Source organism: Azoarcus taiwanensis, from assembly GCF_012910885.1.
Taxonomy (GTDB): Bacteria; Pseudomonadota; Gammaproteobacteria; order Burkholderiales; family Rhodocyclaceae; genus Azoarcus_F; species Azoarcus_F taiwanensis.
In genome coordinates, this window is the sequence record NZ_WTVM01000042.1 from 1 (window position 1) to 18,134 (window position 18,134).

The 18,134-nt window shown below is 62.4% G+C and carries 17 protein-coding genes and 1 tRNA gene; 10 read left to right on the plus strand and 8 right to left on the minus strand.

Translation table 11 applies throughout. The features are described from left to right. Positions 1 to 179 precede the first annotated feature (179 nt). The 7 genes from grxD to GPA21_RS08840 form a co-directional block, all read right to left on the minus strand. Positions 180 to 509 (minus strand): Grx4 family monothiol glutaredoxin, encoded by a 330-nt coding sequence (grxD, locus tag GPA21_RS08810; protein WP_168987833.1) that lies wholly within the window; start codon positions 507 to 509, stop codon positions 180 to 182. Positions 510 to 598: 89 nt separating this feature from the next. After that, positions 599 to 1,438, minus strand: a complete 840-nt coding sequence (gene prmC, locus GPA21_RS08815; protein WP_168987834.1) for a peptide chain release factor N(5)-glutamine methyltransferase — start codon at positions 1,436 to 1,438, stop codon at positions 599 to 601. A 1-nt stretch (position 1,439) separates the two neighbouring features. Then, positions 1,440 to 2,519, minus strand: a complete 1,080-nt coding sequence (gene prfA, locus GPA21_RS08820) for a peptide chain release factor 1 (RefSeq protein ID WP_168987835.1) — start codon at positions 2,517 to 2,519, stop codon at positions 1,440 to 1,442. Between the two features lie 54 nt (positions 2,520 to 2,573). Next, positions 2,574 to 3,827 (minus strand): glutamyl-tRNA reductase, encoded by a 1,254-nt coding sequence (gene hemA / locus GPA21_RS08825; protein WP_168987836.1) that lies wholly within the window; start codon positions 3,825 to 3,827, stop codon positions 2,574 to 2,576. 142 nt (positions 3,828 to 3,969) lie between these two features. Further along, a tRNA-Phe gene (locus tag GPA21_RS08830) sits at positions 3,970 to 4,045 on the minus strand. A 106-nt stretch (positions 4,046 to 4,151) separates the two neighbouring features. Continuing rightward, positions 4,152 to 5,660 carry a sensor histidine kinase gene (locus tag GPA21_RS08835; RefSeq protein WP_168987837.1) on the minus strand — a complete coding sequence of 503 codons (1,509 nt, stop codon included), beginning with the start codon at positions 5,658 to 5,660 and terminating at the stop codon, positions 4,152 to 4,154. Beyond that, entirely contained in the window at positions 5,635 to 6,321 is a 687-nt protein-coding gene (locus GPA21_RS08840) for a response regulator transcription factor (protein WP_168987838.1), read from the minus strand. Before GPA21_RS08840 ends, GPA21_RS08835 begins: the two co-directional genes overlap by 26 nt. A 290-nt stretch (positions 6,322 to 6,611) precedes the next feature. Between GPA21_RS08840 and rfaE1 the strand changes: the two genes are divergently transcribed. From rfaE1 to GPA21_RS08885, 9 genes are read left to right on the plus strand one after another with little or no spacing between them, the layout of a single operon-like run. Next, positions 6,612 to 7,559 (plus strand): D-glycero-beta-D-manno-heptose-7-phosphate kinase, encoded by a 948-nt coding sequence (gene rfaE1, locus GPA21_RS08845; protein WP_168987839.1) that lies wholly within the window; start codon positions 6,612 to 6,614, stop codon positions 7,557 to 7,559. Positions 7,560 to 7,576: 17 nt separating this feature from the next. Further along, positions 7,577 to 8,524, plus strand: a complete 948-nt coding sequence (rfaD, locus tag GPA21_RS08850) for an ADP-glyceromanno-heptose 6-epimerase (protein WP_168987840.1) — start codon at positions 7,577 to 7,579, stop codon at positions 8,522 to 8,524. Positions 8,525 to 8,552: 28 nt separating this feature from the next. Beyond that, positions 8,553 to 9,629: a lipopolysaccharide heptosyltransferase II gene (waaF, locus tag GPA21_RS08855; RefSeq protein ID WP_339379869.1), complete on the plus strand. Its 1,077-nt coding sequence runs from the start codon at positions 8,553 to 8,555 to the stop codon at positions 9,627 to 9,629. A 4-nt stretch (positions 9,630 to 9,633) separates the two neighbouring features. After that, complete coding sequence (waaC, locus tag GPA21_RS08860; RefSeq protein WP_168987841.1) at positions 9,634 to 10,701, plus strand: lipopolysaccharide heptosyltransferase I; 1,068 nt, start codon at positions 9,634 to 9,636, stop codon at positions 10,699 to 10,701. A 10-nt stretch (positions 10,702 to 10,711) separates the two neighbouring features. Next, positions 10,712 to 11,839: a glycosyltransferase family 4 protein gene (locus tag GPA21_RS08865; protein ID WP_168987842.1), complete on the plus strand. Its 1,128-nt coding sequence runs from the start codon at positions 10,712 to 10,714 to the stop codon at positions 11,837 to 11,839. Further along, complete coding sequence (rfaP, locus tag GPA21_RS08870) at positions 11,836 to 12,675, plus strand: lipopolysaccharide core heptose(I) kinase RfaP (protein WP_168987843.1); 840 nt, start codon at positions 11,836 to 11,838, stop codon at positions 12,673 to 12,675. The genes GPA21_RS08865 and rfaP overlap by 4 nt, the downstream gene beginning before the upstream one ends. After that, the gene (locus GPA21_RS08875) at positions 12,672 to 13,439 is read left to right on the plus strand and encodes a lipopolysaccharide kinase InaA family protein (RefSeq protein ID WP_168987844.1); all 768 of its coding nucleotides are present in this window, start codon (positions 12,672 to 12,674) and stop codon (positions 13,437 to 13,439) included. Before rfaP ends, GPA21_RS08875 begins: the two co-directional genes overlap by 4 nt. After that, positions 13,436 to 14,890 carry a lipopolysaccharide kinase InaA family protein gene (locus GPA21_RS08880; protein WP_168987845.1) on the plus strand — a complete coding sequence of 485 codons (1,455 nt, stop codon included), beginning with the start codon at positions 13,436 to 13,438 and terminating at the stop codon, positions 14,888 to 14,890. Before GPA21_RS08875 ends, GPA21_RS08880 begins: the two co-directional genes overlap by 4 nt. 10 nt (positions 14,891 to 14,900) lie before the next feature. Further along, positions 14,901 to 15,488 carry a lipopolysaccharide kinase InaA family protein gene (locus GPA21_RS08885; RefSeq protein ID WP_168987846.1) on the plus strand — a complete coding sequence of 196 codons (588 nt, stop codon included), beginning with the start codon at positions 14,901 to 14,903 and terminating at the stop codon, positions 15,486 to 15,488. Here GPA21_RS08885 and msbA read toward each other — a convergent pair. Next, positions 15,485 to 17,269: a lipid A export permease/ATP-binding protein MsbA gene (gene msbA, locus GPA21_RS08890; protein WP_168987847.1), complete on the minus strand. Its 1,785-nt coding sequence runs from the start codon at positions 17,267 to 17,269 to the stop codon at positions 15,485 to 15,487. The genes GPA21_RS08885 and msbA overlap by 4 nt on opposite strands. Positions 17,270 to 17,539: 270 nt before the next feature. Between msbA and GPA21_RS08895 the strand changes: the two genes are divergently transcribed. Further along, on the plus strand, positions 17,540 to 18,133 hold the full coding sequence (locus tag GPA21_RS08895; protein WP_168987848.1) for a Uma2 family endonuclease: 594 nt from the start codon (positions 17,540 to 17,542) through the stop codon (positions 18,131 to 18,133). Position 18,134: the final 1 nt, after the last annotated feature.

Here is an 18,134-nt window from a genome sequence, read left to right on the forward strand (position 1 = left end):
GCGAACAGGTCGGTCTTGATGGCGGTGCGTTTCTTCATGGCTGGCGGCAGAGAACGAAATCAGGACAATCCAATTTTACCAATCACAGAGGTGCCGAGGTTTTTCGAGGCGCCCGAATGTCAAACCGGATTCACGCCAGGCGGCCCCCGCAATCGGAGACCGACTGCCGCGTCCTTGAATCAAGCCTCGCCGGCAACACCCGCATCGGCAAGCATCTGCTGCAGTTCGCCATTCTCGAACATCTCCTTGACGATGTCACAGCCGCCAACGAACTCGCCATTGATGTAGAGCTGCGGGATGGTCGGCCAATTGGAGTACTCCTTGATGCCCTGGCGTAGCTCGTCGCTCTCGAGCACATTCATGGCGGCCACCTGAGTGACTCCGGACTGCTTCAGGACTTGAACGACCGCTGCGGAGAAGCCGCACTGCGGGAACTGCGGCGTGCCCTTCATGAAGAGCACGATGGGGTGAGTGGTGACCTGCTCGCGGATGAATTCCTGGACGTTCATGTTGGGGCCTTGAAAACCTGAGTTAAATAGTCGGGAAATTCTAGGGACTGCGCCGATGCCAGTCAATAGTGCACATCAAGAATACCGGATCACCGCGCAAGCCACTGCCCACCGGTAACCCGCTCGATGCCGGCGAGATCACGGTGCGATGCGATCGAAGCGAAACCGGCATCAGTCAGCAGCGAACGCACCCGCGACGCCTGATCATAACCGTGCTCCATGAACAACCAGCCTCCGGCTTCGAGATGGTGGGGCGCCTCGGTCGCGATCTGCGCGAGATCGTCCAATCCCTCGGGACCGGAGGCCAGCGCAGTTTGCGGTTCGAAGCGCAGATCGCCCTGTTCGAGATGGGGGTCACTGGCGGCGATGTACGGAGGGTTGGCGACGATAAGCTGGAAGCGATCCCCTTCCAGCGCGGAGAACCAGTCGCTGAGCACGAATGACACACTCGCTCCAAGCCGTGCGGCATTCGCCATCGCAACCAGCAGCGCCTCGCGCGAACGGTCGACAGCAGTCACCTCGGCGCCCGGCAGCTCGAGTGCGAGCGCCACTGCCAGCGCGCCGCTGCCGGTACCGAGGTCGAGCACCCGCGCACCGGGCTTGTCACCGAAATGCGCCAGCGCAAGCTCGACCAGTAGCTCGGTATCCGGTCGCGGAATGAGTACGGCGGGGGTCACGACAAGGTCGTAACCGTAGAAAGCACGCTCGCCGACCAGATAGGCGACCGGCTCACCCGCGGCGCGGCGCTCGACCAGCGCGCGGAACTCAGACCACTGCGCTGGATCGAGTCGAGACTCGGGGAAGCCGACCAGGCGCGATGCCGGACACTGAAGCACGTGGCGCAGCAACAGCCGGGCATCAACCGCATTGATGCGCTTTCGCGCCCATTCGAGTGCGCCTGCTATATCCGGAAGAAGTGAAATTGTCATGTCAGTCGCCGACCAGTTCGGCGAGCTGTGCCGCCTGGTGTTCAATGGTCAGTGCGTCGATCAACTCGTCGAGTTCGCCCTGCATGATCGCGTCGAGCTTGTAAAGGGTGAGGTTGATGCGATGATCGGTCATCCTGCCCTGCGGGAAATTGTAGGTGCGGATCCGCTCCGAGCGGTCGCCGCTGCCGACCAGGCTCTTGCGCGTGGCCGCTTCGCTGGCCTGGCGCTCGCGTACCTGAATGTCGTTCAGCCGCGCGGCAAGCACCGACATGGCCTGGGCGCGATTGCGGTGCTGGGAACGGTCGTCCTGACATTCGACGACGATACCGCTCGGCAGGTGGGTGATGCGTACCGCGGAGTCGGTCTTGTTGACGTGTTGCCCACCGGCGCCGCTGGCGCGAAAGGTGTCGATCTTGAGGTCAGCCGGATTGATCGCCACGTCGACCAGCTCGTCCGCCTCGGGCATGACTGCCACGGTGCAGGCGGAAGTATGGATGCGGCCCTGGGTTTCAGTCACCGGTATGCGCTGCACCCTGTGCCCACCGGATTCGAACTTGAGTCGTGAATAGGCGTCCTGCCCGTTGATCCGCGCGATCACCTCGCGATAGCCGCCGAGATCGGACTCATTGGCGGACACGATCTCGAGCTTCCAGCCACGGCGCTCTGCATAGCGCGCGTACATGCGCAGCAAATCGGCTGCGAACAAGGCGGCTTCGTCACCCCCGGTGCCGGCACGCACCTCAAGAAACAGATTGCGGTGATCGTCGGGGTCCCGCGGCAGCAAGGCCCGCTGCAGGTCGCGCTCGATCTGCTCCAATCGGGTCCTTCCCTGCTCGATCTCGCCCTGCGCGAGCGCGCGCATCTCCGGATCGTCGAGCAAGGTTTCGGCTTCAGCGATGTCGGACGCGGCTTTCGCGAACTCCCGATACAAGCCAACCACCGGCTCGATCTCGACCCGCTCACGTCCGAGCGAGCGAAACCGATCCATGTCGCGTGCGACCGCTTCAGAGGAAAGCTCGCGATCCAGTTCCTCGAGACGATGAACAAGCTGTTCCAGGCGGTCGCGGATACTTTGCTTCATGAGAGTTTATCGATGACGACGCAAACGCCGAGCCCGCGGGGCCGGCACCGGCTGCTACACGCCACGGTCGAGGTTGAACAGGCGCTTGACGAGATCGCTGGCGCCGGCCAGCTGGTCGCCTTCGCTCTGGTTCAGGTAGCGAGTCGGTCCGTGGAGCAGTTTCTTGGTGAGGCCCTGGCTAAGCGCATCGAGCACTGCCTGTGGATCCTCACCCCGCGCCAGGAGCTTGGCCGCGCGCTGCACCTCCGCCACACGCAAGGACTCGGCATGCTCGCGCAATGCACGAATCGTGGGCACTGCATCGCGCGCCTCGATCCAGTGCAGAAAACCGTCCACCCGCGTGTCGATGATCTGCTCGGCCTCGACCACTGCCTGCTGTCGGGACTCGATACCGGCGTCGACCAGTTGCGCAAGGTCGTCGACCGTATACAGGAAGACGTCATCAAGCTTGCCGACCTCGGGCTCGATGTCGCGCGGAACGGCCAGATCGACCATCACGATCGGACGGTGCCGGCGCGCCTTGATCGCCCGCTCGACCATACCGAGACCGACGATGGGCAAAGGCGCGGCCGTACAGGAGACGACGATATCGAAACGCGGCAACATTTCGCCGATCAGATCCAGCCGCATCACCTCGGCATCGAAGCGACTCGCCAGCACCTGCGCGCGCGCCTCGGTGCGGTTGGCAACCGCCATCAGGCGGGGTTTGCCACCCGCAAAATGCGCAGCGCACAGGTCAATCATCTCGCCGGCGCCGATGAACAGCACGCGCTGGTCGGAGATACGCTCGAAAATACGTTCCGCCAGGTGCACCGCGGCTGCCGCCATCGAGACGATGTTGGCACCGATGGCCGTCGTGGAGCGCACCTCCTTGGCCACCGCGAAAGTGTTCTGGAACAGCTTGTGCAACAACACGCCCATGGTGCCGGCTTCTTCGGCGCGCTTGGCTGCCTCCTTGACCTGACCCAGGATCTGCGGCTCACCAAGAACCATGGAATCGAGCCCACTCGCCACGCGGAAGACATGTCTGATCGCGTCGCGCTGCGGGTAGGCGTAGAGGTAGGGTGACACGTCCGGCAAAGGCATGCGGTGAAACGCCGCCAGCCAGTCAGCCGCTTCCTGCGGCTTTTCGCCGGCGAAGTAGAGCTCGGTGCGATTACAGGTAGACAGAATCGCCGCCTCACGCACGGAACGATCACGCGTCAGATCGTGCAGGGCGTCATCAATGCGTTCAGGCTGAAACGCCAGCCGTTCACGTATCGTGAGCGGCGCGGTGTGGTGGTTCAGACCGAGGGCATAAAGTTGCATCGAGGAGCACACTGGAGCGATTTCGGTGGATTATAGCATCCGCCGAACAATTCAAAAATTGAGCAAAATCAGCACTTTGAACCGAAACTTCTGTGTAGCAAACAAAAAGGGCCGGCAAATGCCGACCCTTTCTGTTTGAAGCTGGTGGCCAGGGGCAGAATCGAACTGCCGACACGCGGATTTTCAGTCCGCTGCTCTACCAACTGAGCTACCTGGCCAAAGAAGCGGCATTATAGCCGAAGATTCCGGGCAGTCAATGCTCCTGGCGGCTGAATGCTCCCGGCTGGCAAAAATACCGTAAGCCAGATCGAGCAGGCACTGGCGCTAGCGCTGCTCAGCCCATCGTGCCGCGTCACTGGTGCTGGTTTCACGCATCGGCGAAGGGGGCGGCAGCAACGTCGGCTGATTACGCGCGAAGACCACTTGTGCAATTGTGCCGTGTCCCGCCGGGTTGGCATTGAGGGTTACGGTTGCACCGTGCAGATCAGCGATCTCCCGAACGATCGGCAAACCAAGGCCGGAGCCGCTTTCGCTGCTGCCGAGAACCCGATAGAAACGCTCGAAGACCAGTTCACGGTCACTTTCGGGAATGCCGATGCCAGTGTCCTCGACTTCGAAGATGATCGCCCCTGCGGCGCGAGCCCGTGCTGTAACACTGCCGCCTCGCGGCGTGTACTTGATGGCGTTATCGATGAGGTTCTTGATCATCTCGCGCAACAACACCCCATTGCCCTCGACCATGAGTTGATGTCCGCTGTATTCGACGCCGAAATCGATGTCTTTCACCAGCGCTGCGGGGAACAGTTCCTGCGCCACCTCGCGCACGACGGCATCAAGATCGATGGTTTCGATCGCATAGACCTTTTCCGACGTCGCCTCCGCTCGCGCCAGTGAGAGCAACTGGTTGATCAGGTGACTCGCCCGATCGGCGCTCTCAGCGATTTGCTCGAGCGAGCGGCGCAACTGTTCCGGGTCGCTCTCCTGCAGCGCCAGCTCGGTCTGCATCTTCAGGCCGGTGAGCGGCGTGCGCATCTGGTGCGCGGCGTCTGCGATGAATCGCTGCTGCGACTGCAGGTTCTCCTCGAGTCGCGCCATCATGTCATTGAACGACACGATCAGCGGCCTGACCTCCTCGGGCACACTCGCGGGGGTGATCGGCGACAGATCGGTGGGTCGCCGTCTGCGGATGAGACTCTGCAGCCGGTTGAGGGGCGCGATGCCCCTGGTGAGACCAACCCAGACCAGCACCACGGCGAGCGGGATAATGGCGAACTGCGGCAACAGGACACCGGTAACCACCCGCGACGCGAGGTTGCTGCGCTTGTTGCGGGTTTCCGCCACCTGAATCAGCAAGATCTCATCGGATGGCGGCAGCGGGCGGATGAACTGGTAGGCAACGCGCACATCCTCCCCGAGCACAAAATCATCCCGGAAGAAAATGCTTTCGGTAACCCATTGCTCTGGCGGCTCGACGCGCGTGATCTCGGCGTCGCCGCTGATGAGCTCGCCGGAGGAAGTCACCACCTGATAGTAGAGAACGTCGTCCTGATCGGACCGGAACAACGCCCTGGGCGGGGCAGGAAAATCCACCGCGACCCGATCATCCTGAACGCTGATCAGGCGGCCGAGCGCCCGCGCGCTGTCCGCGAGCGCAAGATCGTAGGGTTGATTGGCGATGCCGTCCGCTACGTTGTGGGTGATGATGATCGAAATCGGCCACAGAAACAGCAGTGGCGCGAGCATCCAGTCAAGGATTTCACCGAACAGCGAATTCGGCTGCCCCCGGCCTTTGGGCTGAACGCCCCGTTCAGGCTTTCGACGCCTGCGCAACATCGGGGTTTTCGAGGCAGTAGCCAAGCCCGCGAACAGTCACGATGCGTACCCCACTGTCTTCGAGCTTCTTGCGCAGGCGATGTACGTAGACCTCGATTGCATTGCTGGACACCTCCTCGCCCCAGCCGCAGAGATGATCGACCAGTTGGTCCTTGCTCACCAGGCGCCCCACTCTCAACACGAAAACCTCGAGCAAACCGACCTCGCGGGCCGACAGATCGACGACTTCACCGTTGATGCGCACCACCCGGTCAGCCTGATCATAGGACAGACTGCCCACCTCGATCGAGCGAGGCTGCCCGGTTCCCCTGCGGGTCAGCGCTCGAACGCGCGCTTCAAGCTCGGGCAAAGCAAACGGTTTGGTCATGTAGTCGTCGGCACCGGCATCGAGCCCGCGAACACGGTCCTCGACCCCATCCTGGGCGGTCAGAATGAGTACGGGCAATGCCGACTTGCGCGCACGCAGACGCTTCAGCACCTCGATACCGGAAAGCCGTGGAAGCCCGAGATCCAGTATCAGCAGATCATAAGACTGGGTGGCGAGCGCAGCGTCTGCATCTGCGCCGGACATCACGTGGTCGACCGCATAACCACCACGTTTGAGCGCCCTACTCAGCCCATCGGCGATGACCGGGTCATCTTCGGTAAGAAGAATGCGCATGGATACAAGGATGTAAGTTGGCTGTAAGCGGACAGCGCTAGCATTGCCCCCGCTGTTCTCCTTTCGGCCGGTCATGCGGAATACGCGCCTTCTGGGCAAGGATTCCGAAGGGGCGCCAGCTTTTCGCAGGGCCCCTTGCCGCCTTTTTTTCGTAAATTTTATTATTGCACGGTTACACCGATCGAGTGCGAACGGCTTCGTATCTCGTGCAATCGTCCGACCCACCTCGCGAACCCATCGGCTAACGCAGACTTCATGGGATAATTCGGGTTTTCGCCAGCCCCCGCCCCATGCTTCCCAGTCTCCCCGACTTCTCCACTGGCCGCGTCATCGTCGTCGGCGACGTCATGCTAGACCGCTACTGGCACGGCGCAACCAACCGGATTTCGCCGGAGGCACCGGTACCCATCGTCAAGGTCGAGAACGACGAGTTCCGCGCCGGAGGCGCTGGCAACGTGGCATTGAACGCCGCCTCGCTCGGTGCCGCAACCGAACTGGTCGGACTGGTCGGGCATGATGAGGCCGCAACCCTGCTGCGCCATCGCTTGCACGATGGTGGCGTGGCCTGCCGGCTACTCGAAGCGCCGCGACATCCGACGATCACCAAGCTTCGCATCATCAGCCGCCACCAGCAGCTGATCCGTCTGGATTTCGAAGACCCCTTCGCCGCGAGCGAATCCGCCGGCATCGAGGCCGCGTTTCGCGAGGCCCTCCCGGGAGCAGGTGCCGCAGTGCTTTCGGATTACGGCAAAGGCACACTCGCCGACACGCGCGCATTGATCGGCGCGGCTCGGGAACACAGCGTCTCGGTCATCGTCGACCCAAAAGGTACAGACTTCGAGCGCTATCGTGCGGCGAGCGTCATCACACCTAACATGAGCGAATTCGAGGCGGTGGTCGGTCATTGCGTCGACGAGCATTCGGTCGTCGAAAAGGGCGAAGCCCTGCGCGCCCACCTGGAACTGGAAGCCCTGCTGATCACCCGCAGCGAGCGCGGCATGACGCTGCTGCAGCGCGGCCTGCCACCGCTCAACCTGCCGACTCGGGCGCGGGACGTATTCGACGTGACTGGTGCCGGCGACACCGTGGTTGCCGTGCTCGGCGCCGCGCTGGCGTGCGGACTGGAGCTGCCCGAAGCCACCGCGCTGGCGAATATCGCAGCCGGCATCGTCGTCGGCAAGCTCGGCACCGCAACCGTCAGTGCCGACGAACTCGCCCACGCGCTGGGCAAGGCCTGACAACAGGAGCAGAACACATGTACATCGTCACCGGCGGCGCCGGCTTCATCGGCAGCAACATCGTCAAGGGGCTCAATGCCCGGGGGATCACCGACATCCTGGTGGTGGACGACCTCACCGACGGCCGTAAATGCCTCAACCTTGCGGACGCCGACATCCGCGACTACGCGGACAAGGACGAATTTCTGCGCCGCATCGAGGCTGGCGAAGGCATCGGCCCGGTCGAGGCGGTGATTCACCAGGGCGCCTGCTCGGCCACTACCGAGTGGAACGGCCAGTACGTGATGCAGGTGAACTTTGCCTACACCAAGGCCTTGCTCGCTTGGTGCGTCGCGCACGACGTGCCCTTCCTCTATGCCTCGTCGGCGTCGGTGTATGGCATGGGGCCTGAGTTTCGCGAGGCCCGCGAGTGCGAGCGGCCGCTCAACATGTATGCGTACTCCAAGTTCCTGTTCGACTGTCACCTGCGCCCGCTTCTGGCCGGTATCAGGAGTCAGGTCGCCGGCCTGCGCTACTTCAACGTCTATGGTCCGCGCGAACAGCACAAGGGCGGCATGGCCAGCGTCGCCTTCCATTTTGACGGCCAGCTGCGCGAGGCCGGCAAGCTCAAGCTCTTCGAAGGCTCCGACGGCTACGGCCCGGGCGAGCAGCGTCGCGACTTCATCCATGTAGACGACGTCGTAGCGGTAAACCTGTGGCTGCTCGACAACCCGAAAGTGTCCGGCATCTTCAACGTCGGAACCGGACGGGCGCAAAGCTTCAACGAGGTCGCCCGCGCCGCCATCGGCTGGCACGGCCAGGGCGAGATCGAGTACATCCCCTTCCCGGAGCAACTCAAGGGTCGTTATCAGAGCTTCACCGAAGCCGACATGAGCGCGCTGCGCGCCGCGGGCTACGACCGCCAGTTCATGCCGGTGGAAGTCGGCGTACCCAAATACATGGAGTGGCTGGCGGCCAACCGTTGAGCCCGCAGGCAATAGCTCGAACCTTCCCATGATCAGCAGAGCCAACCAGGATCGCGATTTCGACGACGACATGCCCGAGGCGCAACAAGCGCCCCGTCGCATTCTCATCGTAGGCCCGTCCTGGGTCGGCGACATGGTGATGGCGCAAAGCCTGTTCAAGGTGCTCAAGGCTGCAGGCCCGTGCGAGATCGACGTGCTCGCACCCGAGTGGTCGCTGCCCATCCTCGCCCGCATGCCCGAAGTCTCGCGCGGCGTAGTGATGCCGGTCGGCCACGGAAAACTCGAACTCGGCGTGCGCTGGAAGCTGGGCCAGAGCCTCGGCACCGTGGGATACGATCAGGCCATCGTGCTGCCCAACTCGCTCAAGTCGGCCATGATCCCCGCGTTCGCAGGCATCCCGCAGCGCACAGGCTTTCGCGGTGAGATGCGCTACTTTCTGATCAACGACATGCGCATGCTGAGCAAGCGGCGCCTGCCGATGACGGTCCAACGCTTCGTAGCACTCGGCAAAGGCATCAACCAACCACTGCCCGATCCATTGCCGTGGCCGCGGCTCGTCGCCGATGCAGCCAACCAGCGCACACTCCCGGACAAGCTCGGTCTGTCGATGGAACGGCCTGCCATAGCATTCATGCCCGGTGCGGAGTACGGACCCGCCAAGCAATGGCCCTTGCCGCACTTTGCCTCCCTCGCGGCCGAGCTCGTGGAGCGCGGTTTTCAGGTCTGGATTCTCGGCTCCGGCAAAGACCAGGAAGCCGCCGACATCATCGCGTCGGACCAGGAAGCGCATGTCATCAACCTGTGCGGCCGCACCGAGCTCGGCGACGCGGTCGATCTGCTCGCGCTGAGCCGCGCCGCGGTCACCAACGATTCCGGCCTGATGCACGTCGCCGCCGCGCTCGACCTGCCGCAGATCGCGATCTTCGGCTCCTCGACGCCGCAACACACGCCGCCGCTGTCCGACCGCGCCCATGTCATCTACCTCGGCATCGAGTGCTCGCCGTGCTTCAAACGCACCTGTCCGCTCGGGCACACCCGCTGCCTCACCGAGATCGCGCCGCAACGCGTGCTCGCGGCCCTCGACCAACTCGGTGTGACGACCTGAGTCGATGCGCGTCCTGTTGATCAAAACCTCCTCGCTGGGCGACGTCATCCACACCCTGCCGGCGGTGACTGACGCGACGCGCGCGATCCCGGGCATCCGCTTCGACTGGGTCGTCGAGGAAAGCTTCGCCGAGATTCCGGCATGGCATCCCGCAGTAGACCGCGTGATTCCGGTCGCGCTCCGGCGCTGGCGCAAATCGGTTCTCCGGAGTTGGCTCAGTGGCGAATGGCGCCAGATGACCCAGCAACTCACGGCTGCGCGTTACGACTTGACCATCGACGCTCAGGGTCTCATCAAGAGCGCCATCCTGTGCCGCTATGCCACCGTGCCGGTGCATGGATTCAACCGTGACTGCGCTCGCGAACCACTGGCAGGGCGCTTCTACACCGACCCGCATCCCGTCGCCAAGGGCCGGCACGCGGTTGCACGCCTTCGCGAGCTGTTCGCGCGCTCGCTAGGCTACCCGGTGCCAGCCGACGACGCATCCGGCGATTACGGACTGGATCGAGATCGGGTGCTGGCAGGCGCAGACGCCGGCAACGACGTGAAGTCAGGCGTCCTCTTCCTCCACGGCACCACCTGGACCACCAAGCACTGGCCCGAACGCTACTGGCGCGAACTCGCCCAGCGCTGCACCGACGCCGGTGTCGCGGTGCGCCTGCCCTGGGGCAACGACGGCGAGCGCGAACGCGCGGAGCGCATCGCCGCTGGCATTCCGCTTGCCACTGTACTACCCAAGCTGCCGCTTGCCGGCATCGCTGCGGAACTCGCCAACGCCCGCGCGTGTGTTGCGGTCGACACCGGCCTGGGGCACCTCGCTGCCGCGCTCGACGTGCCCACGATTTCCCTGTTCGGTGCCACACACCCCGGCCTCACCGGTGCCTGGGGCGCGCAACAAACCCATCTCGCGTCCGACTTTCCCTGCGCACCCTGCCTCAAGAAGCAATGCGCCTACACTCCCACCGAGTCCGACCGCGAGCGTTTCGACCTGGTCGCCGAGCAGCCCCTGTGCTTCACCCGCCTCAGTCCGGAGCGGGTGTGGGAGCGGCTCACCGGCATGCTACAAAGCTAGGCCTGACCCCATGGACCTCGCCTTCGCTCTATACAAGTACTTCCCCTTCGGCGGCATGCAGCGCAACTTTCTGCGCATCGCCAAGGCATGCCTCGCTCGGGGTCACGCTGTCAGGGTCTATGTCCTCGAGTGGCAGGGCGAGGTGCCCGAGGGCATCGAGTTAGTGCGCGTGCCGGTGCGTGCTGTCTCGAACGTTGGGCGCTACAGAAGATTCTCTGCATGGCTTGCTCGCGACCTGGCCCAGCGTCCGGTCGACCGAGTCGTCGGCTTCAACAAGATGCCCGGGCTCGATGTTTACTACGCGGGGGATCCCTGCTTTGCGGAAAAGGCCGAGCGCCTGCGCGGCCCTTTTTATCGCTTCAGCTCTCGCTTCCGACACTTTTCGGAGTATGAACGCGCGGTGTTCTCACCGGAATCACGCACGCAAATACTGATGATGTCGCCGGTGCAAATGCCAATGTTCATCAAGCACTACGGCACACCAGAGAACCGTTTTCACATGCTGCCGCCGGGGATCTCCCGCGATCGCTGCGCGCCCCCGGATGCCACCAAGCGTCGCCAACGGTTCCGGGAGGCACAGGGTATCGGCCAGTCCGAGCTACTACTGTTGCAGATCGGCTCCGGCTTTCGAATCAAGGGCGTCGATCGCAGCCTTACCGCCCTCGCATCGCTGCCGCCGGCGCTAAGCGCACGGACCCGCTTGTTCATCATCGGCCAGGACAAGGCAGACCCGTACCTTCGAAGGGCCCAGCAACTCAACATTGCCGACCGCATCACCTTCTTCAAGGGACGTGACGACATTCCCGACTTCCTGCTCGGATCCGACATCCTGATTCACCCCGCCTACAACGAGAACACCGGCAACGTGCTGCTGGAAGCCATGGTCGCCGGACTCCCGGTGCTTGTCACCGCCATCTGCGGCTTTGCCCGCTTCGTCAGCGAAGCGGATGCCGGCATCGTCATCCCGAGCGCTCCGTTCGAACAGGAAACACTGGACCGGTCCCTGGCATCCATGCTGGCAGACGACGATGCACGGGCAAGATGGTCGAGCAATGGCATTGCCTTCGGCAAGACCGCCGACATCTACGACATGCCCGAGCGCGCGGCAGACATCATTGTCGGGGGCGCGCTCGCATGAGAGCGGTGGTACTGCGCCCGCCGTTCGACGGGAAGTGGTCCGCAGGTGACCCATTCGACCACGCCGCCAGGCTGGCGGCCGGCGCGAATGCGGATCAGATCCGACGCGACGTCGAGGGAAGGCGCACCTTGCGCTTCGAACTGGATGATTGCGGCTACTACCTCAAGTGGCAGAAAGGCATCGGCTGGGGACGCATAGTCGGAGAAGTCCTTCGTGGGCGGCGGCCGGTGCTGGGTGCCGGAGACGAATGGCGCGCCATCGAAGCCTGTCACGCACTCGGCGTACCGACGATGAACGCTTTGGCCTATGGTGAGCGCGGAAGTGGTTGGGCTTACCGGGAATCCTTCCTCGTCACCGAAGCCATCGAACCTGCCATAGACCTGGATAGCTACACTCGCGAGTGGGCACAGAATCCGCCTGCCCCCGCCCTGAAGCACGCCCTGATTCGCGCGGTCGCGGATATCGCGAGCACCATGCACCGCAACGGTCTGAACCACCGTGACTTTTACCTTTGTCATTTCCTCTTGCGCACCAAGCCAGAGCCGACCCCGGGTGAGCTGCGACTCGCAATTATCGACCTCCATCGCGTTCAGATCCGGAAGGCACCCCCCCCGCGCTGGCGCGACAAGGATCTTGCGGCGCTGTACTTCTCGGCGCTAAAGATCGGTCTCACGACGCGCGACCGATTGCGCTTCATCCGTACTTACTTCCGCCAACCGCTGCGCATCGTCCTGCGTGACGAGGCCTCGACCCTCGCCTACCTCCAACGCGAATCGATCCGTCTCGCCGAGCGCTTCGAGCGCAAGTTCGCCCACCGACCGGATCTGCAACGATGAGCGAGCGCTGGACGCTCTCCGCAGATGCTCGCCCCTCCGAGATGCGCGCGTTCGGCTCGCTGGAGGCGGTCTTCGCGCTTGAAGGCGAGTTCATCACCAAGGATCCACTCAGCCGCGTACTCAAGGTGACGGTCGACGGCACCCGCTACTACGTGAAGCGCTACACCCGCCCGGCAAAAGACCCGCTGCGCTACTGGCTTGGCCGCCCGCGGATCCGTGCGGAATGGGAGAACCTGCTCGCCTTCGCGAACTGGGAAATACCTACCGCGCGGGTGGTCGCACACGGGCTGGAGAGACATTTTGGCCGCTTCGTGCGTGGCGCACTGGTTACTGAAGAGATCCCGAACACAACCGATCTGGCACAGCTCGCCAAGTCTCGCGATCCACGAATGTCGCAGTCCGGATGGGTCAATCAGTGCATCAGGCAGGTCGCGCGGATTGCCCAGAAAATGCACAACAATGGCTTCGCGCACAATGACCTTCACTGGCGCAACCTTCTCTTCCGCGAGGACGACAAGCGCGTCTACCTGATCGACTGTCCGAGCGGTATGCACTGGCCTGCGTGGTTGCTGCGTTATCGCGCGGTGAAGGATCTGGCCAGTCTCGACAAATCGGCAAAGCTGGTGTTCAGACGCACCCAGCGCCTGCGTTTCCTCCTCGCCTACCTGGAGACGGATCGGCTCACACCGGAAGGCAAGCGCTGGGCTCGCGCGGTCGAGCGCGCCCATGGTCGGCGGGCGCTGAGAAAGAGGCTGGGTTTGTGAGCGACATCTCACTCACCTCGAACATCAGACTGCTCAATGCACCCACCCTGAAGGTGCTGGAAGCCCCCCCTCCGCTGCCGTTTGCAATCCGGCGCCCAGACGGGAGCACCATCTCTTTTGTATCTGTACTTCGACACCTGCCCGGCAAGCGCGTTGTCGGTGAGGCCCGTGGTGCGGACGGTCGGGCACTAGCCAAGCTCTTCTTTGGCAACAACGCAAGGCGGCATTGGGAGAGAGAGGCCTCCGGCATCCGGGCGCTTAACAAGGCTGGCGTTGCAACCCCGGAGATCATCGCTGCCGAAGAACTGTCGGATGGTGGTTACTTGATTCTCACCCGATTCATCGACGGCGCGACGACCATGGCAGAGCAGATACGCGAGCTGGCTGGAACCTGTTCGCAGGACGACCGAGTAGCCACCTTGCTCGCCCCCTGCTTCGCCCTCGTCGGACAGTTGCACGCCGCGGGGCTAATACATAACGATTTGCACCCCGGCAACTTCCTGAACGCGGACGGACGCATGATGCTGGTCGATGGTGACGCTGTGAGCGGCGAACCCCTTACCCATCTCGCTGATTCCAAGGCAAGGGCAAACCTGGCCCTGCTCATCGTTCAGTTTCCGCTGGCGTGGACTCTGGAGCCCGTTCGCTTGCTGGAGAAATACCGGCGGGCCAACCCGACCTTGACCGACGACCCCCGCGCGCTCGACGCCGCGATTCAACAAGCTCGCGATAAACGCATCCACGACTATCTGGACAAGGCGGGGCGCAGCTGTAGCCGATACGTTGCACGGCGGCGTTTCTCCAGCCTGCAGATCGTCGCGCGCGATGAAGAGGCAAGGCTAAGTCCAGTGATCGACGACCCTGATCGCTGCATGGCGGAGGGCCAACCGCTCAAACAGGGCAATACCGCAACAGTTTCCCGCATCCGAATCGGTAGCGCCGTCTGGGTGGTGAAGCGCTACAACATCAAGGGAGTGATCCACGCGCTGTCGCGTGCGTGGCGCCCGACCCGCGGCTGGCATTCATGGCTGGCGGCTCACCGGCTCCAGGCTCTGGGTATCGCAACACCTCGCCCTCTCGCCATCGTCGAGCGCCGTTTCGGCCCGCTGCGCGGACGCGCGTGGCTGGTCACGGAAGACTGCCCGGGGCAGAATCTGAGGGAATACCTCGACCCGGCGGCTCCACCCGACTCCACAGTCGGCAATGCATTGATCGACCTATTCAAGGCTCTTTCCGCCGCTAGAATCACCCATGGCGACCTCAAGGCCACCAACCTGCTGTGGCACAACGATCGAATCTACCTGATCGATCTTGACGCCATGACCCCACACACCAGCTTGGTCGGCTTGAACCGAGCCTGGGAAAAGGATCGAGACCGATTGATAGCAAACTGGCCCGACGATAGCCCGCTCGTAAGATGGCTTGAGCGCAATCTCCCCAGGCTTCCGTAGGAGAATCCTCATGAGAAGACTGAGCCTTCAAGACTTCGAGATACTCAAGAGAGGCTCCAGAGTCATCGAGAAAGGCTGGCACGGCGAGAAAGTTCTGCTTCGCCCGAACGGCAACTATCTCAAACTCTTTCGTCGCAAACGGCTCATTTCCTCTGCCTGGTGGTATCCATACGCCGAACGATTTGCGAACAACTCGAAAACGCTCGAGCAGCGGGGGATACCCTGCCCCAAGGTCATCGAATTACTCCGCGTCCCGGAGATCCAAAGAGACGCGGTCCATTACGAAGCACTGCCGGGAAGAACATTGCGAGCACTCAACGCCCAAGGGCTGGGCGAGGACTCGAAGATCGCGCTGAAAGCGGCATTCAACCGGCTGGTGCAAACGTTGCACGACGAAGGGATTTACTTTCGATCCCTACATCTCAACAACATCGTACTGACCCCGGATGGTGACCTCGGTCTGATCGATATTTCGGACATCCGCTTCCACCGCAAACCACTCAGCAAATTCTGGCGCAAACGCAACTTGCAACGTATGGAAAATATCCCTTCCGAACGCGACTGGCTTGATCACGACTTCCTGCTTGGGCAGCACTAAACGTCCTCGAACTGCATTGCGTGCAATCTGGCGTAGTGCCCATTCAAGCCAAGCAGCTCGGCATGCGTCCCACGCTCGACGATGCGCCCCTGATCCATCACCAGAATCATGTCGGCCTTCTCGATGGTGCTCAGACGGTGAGCGATCACCAGCGTGGTCCGGCCTTCCATCACCCGGTCTAGCGCCGCCTGGATGTGACGCTCGGATTCGGTGTCGAGCGCTGAAGTCGCTTCATCCAGAATTAGGATCGGAGCATCCTTCAGCAAGGCCCGCGCGATCGCCAGACGCTGGCGCTGACCACCTGAGAGCAACACCCCATTCTCGCCCACAAGGGTATCGAACCCCTGCGGCAGACGGTCGATGAACTCTCGCGCAAACGCAGCCTCCGCGGCCCGTTCGATCGCCTCGCGCGGCGCACCAGCGAGGTCTCCGTAGGCGATGTTGTTGGCGATCGTGTCATTGAAAAGCGTTACCTGTTGTGTCACCAGGGCAATGTGACGGCGCAGGTTGCGAAGACTGAAGTCGGCGATCGACACCCCGTCGAGCAGGATCTCGCCTTCCGAATGCTGATAGAAACGTGGGATCAGGTTGGCCAGCGTCGACTTGCCGCTGCCTGAGCGGCCGACCAGTGCGATCATCTGACCTGGTTCGGCGGTGAAATTCACATCGTCCAGCACTTTGCGCTCGGCCCCCGGGTACGCGAAGCTCAGATTTCGGAAGTCGATTCGGCCGCTCACGCGACTGATTTCGCGCTTGCCGTCATCGCGCTCGTGCGGCGTATCGAGTTGCTCGAAAATGCTCTCTGCCCCCGCCAGCCCCTTTTGGATTGTAGAGCTGACTTCCGAGAGTTGCCGGATTGGCTTGGGCAACAAACCCGCGGCCGTGATGTAAGCGACCAGATCTCCCGCAGTGGCATCACCCCGCAGCAGCAACACCAGACCGAGCAGCACCGACATCGCGCTGAAGGTGACGAACTGCAATGAGGGCGTGAACACTGCAGACGTCTTGAACATCCGCAGCTGCTTATTCATATTGTCAACGCTCGCCTCGCGGAACCTCTTGGTCTCGTATGCTTCCCCACCGAAACTGCGCACCACCCGATAGCCCTGGATGGTCTCGGACGCGACATGGGTGACGTCGCCCATCGTCGCCTGGATCTTCCGACTCTGCTTGCGGAACTTACGACTCGCGCTCTGCACCATCAAGCCGATCAGTGGCAGGATCAAGACCATCACCAGCGTGAGCTTCCAGTTCATCCACAGCAGGTAAGCGAACAGGAAGACGATCGTCAGCCCCTCTCGCACCACGGTCTTGATCGCATCCGTGGCCGCGCCGGTCACCATGGTGACGTTGTAGGTGATTCTGGAGACCAGATGGCCGGAGTTGGTATTGTCGAAATAGCTGTTCGGCAAGCGCAGCAGGTTGTCGAACAAGGCACGCCGCAGGCTGTCGATCAGCCCCATCGACACCCGCGCGATATAGTAATTGCCGAGGTAGGAACCCACACCCTGCCAAGCCGCGATCGCCACCAGCATCAGCGGCACCCCGAAACTGAGATCCATCCCGTCGAGCAAGGGTACGCCCTGCAATACCGCAGCATCCGGATCGGTGAGCCCGTCGACGAAATACTTGAGCATCGCCGCCATCATCGGCTTGGTCGACGCGAAGATGACGAAACCAAGCATGCTGATCGCGAACCAACCGATGAACGGTCGGACATAGGAGAGCAGGCGGAGGTAGATCTTCAGGGATGAATCGGCGGGGGCTTTTCGAGAAGCCATTTTCAATAAGTCAGGTCCGACAACATGGCGCGGATGGTAGCACGCGCCCATACTCGCCAAACGAATGCGATAATCAAGCAGCTTGCGAGCCGGAATTACCACTTGTAGGAGCGGCGTAAGCCGCGAAGCAGCGCAGAACCTGGGCACAGAACGTCAATCCTGCGCCGATGTTCGCGGCTCACGCCGCTCCTACAGGTAGTGGCGAGGCCTGATAGAGCGTTAAACGGCACAAACCGCGAATCGCTCGCTTCAAGCAACAGAGAGACCAGAATGGGACTGCCATTGCGAGACCACCAACACCACACCTACAGCGAGTACCTGACCTGGCCGGACGACGTTCGCTACGAGCTCATCGACGGCCAGGCCGTCATGATGGCACCTGCGCCAAATCTCGATCATCAGGATATCGTAGGCGAGCTGTTCTACCAGATTCGACAGCAACTCGAAGGCAAGCCCTGCCGCCCCTTCATCGCCCCGGTTGACGTCCGCCTGCCGCGCGGCGACGAAGCCAACGAAGACATCGACACGGTCGTCCAGCCGGATGTCATCATCGTCTGCGACCCCGGCAAACTCGACCGCCGCGGTGTTCGCGGCGCACCGGACTGGGTCGCCGAAGTGCTCTCACCCTCTACCGCAGCTCACGACCAGGTCGTCAAACGGCGCATCTACGAACGCGCGAGGGTCCCCGAATACTGGCTTGTCCACCCCAACGACCGCACGCTCACCATCTACACCCTGCGGGATGGCGCCTACGGCAGACCGGACATCTTTGAGCTCAAAGAGACCACCCGACTGCAGACGATGCCGGAGCTCGAGATTGCGTGGGATGCCCTGGTCGAACGACTGCCCAAGCAGGAGTTCTGAG